At 67.2% G+C, this 1,889-nt stretch carries 2 protein-coding genes; both read left to right on the top strand.

Going from position 1 to position 1,889, the window contains the following annotated elements; all coding sequences use genetic code 11:
• Positions 1-230 precede the first annotated feature (230 nt).
• The gene (locus ACNPP0_RS20715; RefSeq protein WP_448706875.1) at positions 231-1,208 is read left to right on the top strand and encodes a DUF3426 domain-containing protein; all 978 of its coding nucleotides are present in this window, start codon (positions 231-233) and stop codon (positions 1,206-1,208) included.
• Between the two features lie 12 nt (positions 1,209-1,220).
• Positions 1,221-1,889, top strand: a 669-nt coding sequence (locus tag ACNPP0_RS20710) for a carbohydrate kinase family protein (RefSeq protein WP_448706874.1), incomplete at its 3' end; no start/stop codon positions are given.

The following is a 1,889-nucleotide window of genomic DNA, read 5'->3' as shown; positions in this document are numbered from 1 at the left end:
CGGTTGAACCGCGCCAGGTTCCGCCCTGGGAAGACGAGCCGGCCTCGCATCCGTATGCCCCGGCCGCCGCGCCGACGCCTGCCGCACCAAGGCCCGCCCCGGCAATGCCGCCAACGCCCGCCGCGCCTGCGTACGCCCCGATGACGCCGCCGCCGGGCCGGGTTGAGCCGGCTATTCCGGCCGCTGTAGCTCCGGCCGCTGCGCCCGCCGTCCTGCGCGGGCGTGACTCAATGCGCCGCCACGTTGAACCCGACGATGAGCTGCCGGAAGACGGGTTTGACGACGAAGGCCCGTTGGACCGGGACCTGGACGACGACATGCGCGACGCCCGGCATGGCCGCGTCGAGACGTATCGGCCCGAACCCATCATCGCCACGCCGCGCGGCAGCGAGCCGGTGTTCAACTGGACGGACCGGGACGACGAAGACAATCATGACGATCACCGCATCGGTGAGCGCCGCGAATCCCGGGATAGCACCCCGCGCCACCACGACGTTCGCCAGCCTTACGTCGCCGACCACGCGCTGCGCCGTCACGACGCATATCGTCAGGACGCCTATCGTCACGACGCCGATCGCCCCGATGACGACGAGCCCGGCTTTGACGACGACATCGAGCCCGTGCTGGGCGACGCGCGCACGCGCTATTCCAGCGCCACCGACGTGGGCCGCGCCCCGCCCGAGTTCCTGGATCAGGACCGCAGCGAACGCCGTGGCCTGTTGCGCAGGCTGTGGGGCTACGCGTGCCTGTTGGGCCTGATCGCGCTGGGTCTGCAACTGCTGTACGTTTACCGCACCGACATCGCCAATTCCGTGCCGGCCCTGCGTCCGGTGCTGGAAGCCGCGTGCAAGCCCCTGGGCTGCTCGGTGGGCTATGCGCGCCGCCTTGAGCGCATCGCGATTTCCTCGTCGTCATTGCAGCCGCCCACGGGCGCCGCCGCCATCGACGACGGCCGCAGCCGACTGGTGCTGAACCTGGTGCTGCGCAACCGTTACGACAAGCCGCAGCATTGGCCGGCACTGGTGCTGGACCTGACGGATCTGTCCGACACGGTCGTGGTGCGCCGCGTGTTGCGGCCCGAAGACTATCTGACGCCCGAGCAACTGCGCGGCCCATTCGCGCCGGCGGGCGAGCTAAAGATTTCCGTGCCCATTGAAGTGACCGGTGTTCAGGTCAATGGCTACCAACTTGATAAGTTCTTTCCTTAAAGGATGACACGCATGGCAACCCCCGTCCTGGTTTGCGGTTCGATGGCGTTCGACACGATCGCCGTGTTTGAAGGCCGCTTCAAAGAGCACATTCTTGCCGACCGCATCCAGTCGTTGAGCGTGTCGTTCCTGGTGCCCAGCATGCGCAAGGAATATGGCGGTTGCTCGGGCAACATCGCCTACAACATGAATCTGCTGGGCGGCAAGCCGCTGCCCGTGGCCACCGTGGGCGAAGACGCCGGCGAATACATGGAACGCCTGTCCGGCCTGGGCATCGACACGGCCCGCGTCAAGGTGATTCCCGACACGTTCACCGCGCAGTGCTTCATCACCACCGACCTGGACGACAACCAGATCACCGCTTTCCACCCGGGCGCCATGTCGTTCTCGGCCGACAACGACCTGAGCGATGCGGAAGCGGCCTGGGCCATCGTTGCCCCGGATGCCAAGGAAGGCATGTTCGCGCACGCCGAACGCCTGCACGCGCGTGGGATCCCCTTCATTTTTGATCTGGGCCAGGCGATGCCGTTGTTCGACGGCGCCGACCTGGAACGCATGCTGAAGATGGCGCGCGCCCTGACCGTGAACGACTACGAAGCCGGCGTTGTGGAACAGCGCACGGGCCGCGGCATGGCCGACATCGCCGCCACGCTCGAAGCCGTGGTCGTGACGCGCGGCGCC

It is taken from the genome of Achromobacter semiaridum (assembly GCF_053543755.1).
Note: the sequence above shows the minus strand (reverse complement) of the source record. Positions and strands in the feature narration are given on the sequence as shown.

What these genes read in the sequence shown, in the direction of transcription:
- ACNPP0_RS20715 (WP_448706875.1), top strand. Translation starts at nt 231, where the DNA reads ATGCGCCGCCACGTTGAACCCGACGATGAGCTGCCGGAAGACGGGTTT.